Source organism: Streptomyces atriruber (assembly GCF_001418325.1).
GTDB classification, from domain to species: domain Bacteria; phylum Actinomycetota; class Actinomycetes; order Streptomycetales; family Streptomycetaceae; genus Streptomyces; species Streptomyces atriruber.
Genome location: NZ_LIPN01000442.1, coordinates 1 through 5,693 on the forward strand (window position 1 = coordinate 1; position 5,693 = coordinate 5,693).

4 protein-coding genes are annotated in these 5,693 nt (G+C 70.7%); 3 read left to right on the forward strand and 1 reads right to left on the reverse strand.

Features of this window, described 5'->3' with window-relative positions; all coding sequences use genetic code 11:
• From AOK03_RS35275 to AOK03_RS35285, 3 genes are all read left to right on the forward strand, one after another.
• Nucleotides 1-783: SIS domain-containing protein (locus AOK03_RS35275; protein WP_279616355.1), on the forward strand; the 783-nt coding region annotated here is incomplete at its 5' end.
• A gap of 89 nt (nt 784-872) precedes the next feature.
• Nucleotides 873-2,024: a mannose-6-phosphate isomerase, class I gene (gene manA / locus AOK03_RS35280; protein WP_055569472.1), complete on the forward strand. Its 1,152-nt coding sequence runs from the start codon at nt 873-875 to the stop codon at nt 2,022-2,024.
• Between the two features lie 107 nt (nt 2,025-2,131).
• On the forward strand, nt 2,132-3,091 hold the full coding sequence (locus AOK03_RS35285) for a cation diffusion facilitator family transporter (RefSeq protein ID WP_055569473.1): 960 nt from the start codon (nt 2,132-2,134) through the stop codon (nt 3,089-3,091).
• Between the two features lie 89 nt (nt 3,092-3,180).
• Here the strand turns inward: AOK03_RS35285 and AOK03_RS35290 are convergent, their stop codons facing one another.
• Nucleotides 3,181-5,301, reverse strand: a complete 2,121-nt coding sequence (locus AOK03_RS35290; protein WP_055569474.1) for a PTS fructose transporter subunit IIABC — start codon at nt 5,299-5,301, stop codon at nt 3,181-3,183.
• Nucleotides 5,302-5,693: the final 392 nt, after the last annotated feature.

Consider the following 5,693-nt stretch of genomic DNA (forward strand, 5'->3'; position numbering starts at 1 on the left):
GTCACCCCCGCGCGCACCCCCCTGGCCGAGAGCGTGGAGGGCAGTCACGGCCTCACCGTCCCCATGGCCGCCTCGCCCTACGGCGCGTACGAAGGCGCGCACGACGAGGCCGCCCGCGACTCCGCGTCGTTCGAGGCACGTCGCGTCGAGGACGAGGCCGCGCCCGGCGCCCCCGGCACCCTGTGGGCCCTCCTCGTCCCGCTGCTCGTCCTCCTCGACCGCACCGGCCTGGTCACCGCCCCCGTCGACGCCCTGCAGAAGGTCGCCGACCGCCTCGACCACGTCGCGGAACGCTGCGGGCCCGCCATCGCCACGTACAGCAACCCCGCCAAGACGCTTGCCGCCGAGCTCACCGACTCGCTCCCGCTGATCTGGACCGAGGGCCAGTCCGCGGGGGCGGCGGGACGCCGCTTCGCCGCCATCCTCGCCGAGCTCGCCGGGCACGCCGCGCTCGCCGCCGAACTGCCCGAGGCGCTCCCCGCGCACGGCGCCGTCCTCGCCGGAAACCCGACGGGCGGCGACGACACCGACGACTTCTTCCGCGACCGCGTCGACGACCCGGCGGCCCTCCGCCCGCGCGTGGTGCTGCTGCGCGACCGCCCGGCCGACGCCGGCGGCCTCACCGCCGCCCCCGCCGCGCGCGAGCTGGCACACGGCCACGACGTAGCGCTCAGCGAGCTGGAGCCGGAGCCCGGCGACGAACTGGAAGCCCTCGCGGAGCTGATCGCCGTCACGGATTTCGCCGCCGTTTACCTGGCGCTCGCCCCCGGGGACGGATCATGACCACCGCGTCGGTCACCGTCCGGGAAGCCGCGCCGGTCACCGCCGCAGTTCAGCACTCGCGTACGCAGTAAGTAAGGGAGAGCCCCTCCGTGGACCGCCTCACCAACACCATCCGCCCCTACGCCTGGGGTTCCACCACCGCCATCGCGGAGCTCGTCGGCGCCGAACCGACCGGCGAACCGCAGGCCGAGATGTGGATGGGCGCCCACCCCGGCGCACCCTCGCGCACCGGGCGCGGCGCACTGAACGAGGTCATCGACGCGGACCCGGAGCGCGAGCTCGGCAAGGACGCGGCCGCCAAGTTCGGCCCCCGCCTGCCCTTCCTCCTCAAGCTCCTCGCCGCGGGCGCCCCGCTCTCCCTCCAGGTGCACCCCGACCTCGCGCAGGCGAAGGAGGGTTTCGCGGACGAGGAGCGCCGCGGCGTCCCGATCGACGCCCCGAACCGCAACTACAAGGACGCCAACCACAAGCCCGAACTGATCTGCGCCCTCACGCCGTTCGACGGCCTGTGCGGCTTCCGCCCGCCCGCCGAGACCGCGGACCTCCTGGAGGCCCTGGAGGTCGACTCCCTCAAGCCGTACGTCGACCTGCTGCGCGCCCAGCCCGAAGAGGCCGCCCTGCGCGAGGTCCTGACGGCCGTACTGACCGCCGACCGCGAGCAGATGGCGGAGACGGTCACCGAGGTCACCGCCGCCGCTCAGCGCCTCGGCGGCGCCTACGAGCCGTACGCGGGCATCGCCCACCACTACCCCGGCGACCCCGGCGTCATCGCGGCGATGCTCCTCAACCACGTCCGACTGCAGCCCGGCGAGGCCCTGTTCCTCGGCGCCGGCGTCCCGCACGCCTACCTCGACGGCCTCGGCGTCGAGATCATGGCCAACAGCGACAACGTCCTGCGCTGCGGACTGACCCCCAAGCACGTCGACGTCCCCGAACTCCTGCGCATCGTCCGCTTCGAGGCGACCGACCCCGGCGTGCTGCGGCCCGAGGCCTCCCCGAGCGGGGAAGAGGTCTACGACACCCCGATCGACGAGTTCCGCCTCTCCCGCTTCGTCCTGCCCGAAGGCACCGCCCCGCACGACCTCACCGCCGCCACCCCGCAGATCCTGCTCTGCACGGCGGGCTCGGTCCGCGCCGGCGAACTCGCCCTGACGCCCGGTCAGTCCGCATTCGTCCCCGCGGGTGAAAAGGCCGAAGTGTCCGGGGGCGGCACGGTTTTCCGGGCCACTGTGGTGGCCTGACACACCACCGCCCTCGCGTGCTGCAACAATGACCCACCGCAAAGGGCGGGCAAAGCACTGCCCCGGCAGGGTCGATACGTACGAAGGCGAAGGGAAACCCCGCACTCATGAGCGCGTCAGGCGGAACAAAGGCGATCGTCGCGGCACTCGCCGCGAACCTCGCGATCGCGGTGGCGAAGTTCGTCGCGTTCATCTTCAGCGGCTCGTCCTCGATGCTCGCCGAGAGCGTCCACTCGCTCGCCGACTCCGGCAACCAGGGCCTGCTGCTCCTCGGCGGCAAGAAGGCCCAGCGCGAGGCGACCCCGCAGCACCCGTTCGGGTACGGCCGCGAGCGCTACATCTACGCCTTTCTCGTCTCGATCGTCCTCTTCTCGGTCGGCGGCATGTTCGCGATCTACGAGGGCTACGAGAAGATCAAGCACCCGCACGAGCTGGAGCACTGGTACTGGCCCGTCGGGGTCCTGGTGTTCGCGATCATCGCGGAGAGCTTCTCCTTCCGGACCGCCATCAAGGAGTCCAACCCGCTGCGCGGCAACCTCTCCTGGAAGGAGTTCGTGCGCCGCGCCAAGGCCCCCGAGCTCCCCGTCGTCCTCCTGGAGGACCTCGGCGCGCTCGTCGGCCTGATCCTCGCCCTCGGCGGCGTCGGCCTCGCCCTGGCCACCGGCGACGGCGTCTGGGACGGCATCGGCACGCTCTGCATCGGCATCCTGCTCATCCTCATCGCGATCGTCCTCGCGGCGGAGACCAAGTCCCTGCTGCTCGGTGAGGCCGCGGGCACGGAAGAGGTCGCCAAGATCGAGAAGGCCCTGGTCGACGGCGACACCGTCACCAAGGTCATCCACATGCGCACGCTCCACCTCGGCCCCGAGGAACTCCTCGTCGCCGCCAAGATCGCCGTCCAGCACGACGACACGGCCACCGAGGTCGCCGCCGCGATCAACGCCGCGGAGGAGCGCATTCGCGCGGCCGTCCCGATCGCCCGCGTGATCTACCTGGAGCCGGACATCTACAGCGAATCGGCGGCGGCAGCGGGCCAGAACCCGGCGAAGGCGCCCGGCGGCCACTGAGCCGAGCCCGCTGCGCTGATACGTCGACGGGGCCCCGCACCATGCTCGGTGCGGGGCCCCGTCGACGTATCCGGCAAGAAGCCTGACCGCTACTGGACCTCGCGCAGCACGTCGAGGATCGCGGCGTCGTCCGGCGCCGCGACGAGCCGCTCCCGGAAGTCCGTGTCCATCAGCTTGCGCGACAGCAGCGCGAGGATCCGCAGATGCTCGTCGCCCGCGGACGCCTCCGGCACGGAGATCATGAAGATCAGCTTGGCCTTCGTACCGTCGAGCGCGCCCCACTCGATGCCCTCCGCGGACCGAGCGAACCCGACGACGGGCGAATCCACGGCGTCGGTCTTGGCGTGCGGGATGGCGATCTCCTCGCCGAGCCCGGTGGTGCCCTGCGCCTCGCGCCGCAGCGCGGTCTGCACCAGCTCCTCGACGTCGTTGACCTTGCCGGTGGCGGCGAGCAGCCCGGCCATCTCCCGGATGGCCGCCTCCTTGTCGTCCGCGGCCAGCTGGACCTTCACGGTCTGCCGCGTGAGATAGCCGGAGAGGACTTCACCGGCCTGCTCCTCCTCCTGGCCCTGCTTCTCCTGGCCCTGTTCCGGCGCGGGGGAGGCCGCGGAGGCCGTCGGCTGCTTCTCCAGGGACCCGGCGGCGACGGCCGCGCCACCCGCGGTCGCCCCCACCCCGGCGAGGACGGGCTCGGGCCCGCCGTGCCCGCCCGGAGCGTCGGCCAGGGGAGCCCCGCTGCGCCTGCGCTCGGTCAGATCGACCAGCGTCACGGTCGTGAGCGCCGTGACGACCGAACCGATGGCGATGGCCACGAAGAACATCGGCACGCCGCCGACCGCGCCCAGGACCGCCACGATCGGCCCGCCGTGCGGCACCGCGTCCTTCACACTCGCCATGCCCGCGATGGCACCGGCGACCGCGCCGCCGAGCATGTTGGCGGGGATGACCTGCGCGGGCCGCGCAGCGGCGAACGGAATGGCTCCCTCGGAGATCCCGAAGAAGCCCATGAAGAGCGAGGCGAGTCCGGTCTCCCGTTCCTGCTCGCTGTAGAGCCGCTTGCGGATCAGCGTCGCGAGGCCCTGCCCGAGCGGCATGACCGGGATGGCCGCGGCGCACATGCCCATGACGGTCTGGTTGCCGGTCGCGATGAGCCCCGCGCCGAACAGGAAGGCGGTCTTGTTGACGGGACCGCCCATGTCGAAGGCGATCATCAGCCCGAGAATCGCGCCGAGCAGGATCGCGCTCGTACCCGTCATCCCGCTGAGCCAGCTGGTCAGATGCTCGAAGACCCACGAGATCGGCTTGCCGATGACGTAGATGAAGAACAGCCCGAGCGCGGTCGTCGCGATGATGGGGATCACGATGATCGGCATGATCGGCTGGACGAACTTCGGAACCTTGACCTTCTTGATCCACAACACCAGATAACCGGCCAGGAAGCCGGTCACGATGGCGCCGATGAAGCCCGCGCCCGCCTTGGAGTCGTACAGCTCACCGGTATTGGCGATCCAGCCGCCGATCATGCCCGGCACGAGCGCGGGCCGGTCGCCGATCGCGTAGGCGATGTACCCCGACAGGATCGGCACCATCAGCGTGAACCCGATGGTTCCGATCTGATTGACGTGCATCCAGAACGAGTCGTCCGGAATGACGAGCCCGCCCTTGGGGTCGGTGTGCCCGCCGAGCGACAGCGAGATGGCGATCAGCAGACCGCCGACGACCACGAACGGAATCATGTACGAGACGCCGTTCATCAGCGCCTTGTACGCGACGCTGCGCTCCCGGCCGCCGCCCCCTCCGCCACTGCCCGCCGCGGCGCTCCCCGCGGAGCCACCGCCCGTGCCCCCACCGTGCACGGGCGCGCTCTGCACCTGCTCGATGAGCTGCTCGGGGCGGCTGATGCCCTCGGAGACGCCGACTGACAGCACGCGCTTTCCGGCGAACCGGGAGCGGTCCACGTCCTTGTCGGCTGCGATGATGATGCCGTCGGCCTCTCTGACATCGTTGTCAGTCAGGACGTTCTCGGCCCCGATGGAGCCCTGCGTCTCCACCTTCATGTCGATGCCGAGGCTCTCCGCGGCCTGCGAGAGCTTCTCCGCCGCCATGTACGTGTGGGCGATGCCGGTCGGGCAGGCGGTCACGGCGAGCAGCTTGAGCCTCTTCTGCCCGCTGCTGCCCCCGCCTATGGGGGGATCGGCCGGACTGGTCACGTGGATCTCCTAACGCCTTTGCCGAACAAGATCGCGCAAATGTTCCCGATCTCAAGGCATCCTGCAACACATAAGCGCAGGATCAAAAGCGCAAAGGTCCCATATCGTCCGGGTCTGACGGCCTATTCGCCCGACATCTCGTGGCAGAAGGCGGGCTGGGGCTAGCTGGGCCAATCGGTGTAGCTTGGAGGCCGAGCCAGACGTCGCTGCTGATGGCGGTCGGGCGGTCCGCGCACGGACTGTCCGAGGGAGAGAGGGCCTCCGACGGACTGCGCTGCGCGCGTCGGTGCACCCGTGCATCCAACGCCGCAGGTCAGCCATGTCCACCCTCGATCGAACCACGAGGAGCAGCTCACTCATGACTCTCACCAACGGCAAGGACTTCAAGGTCG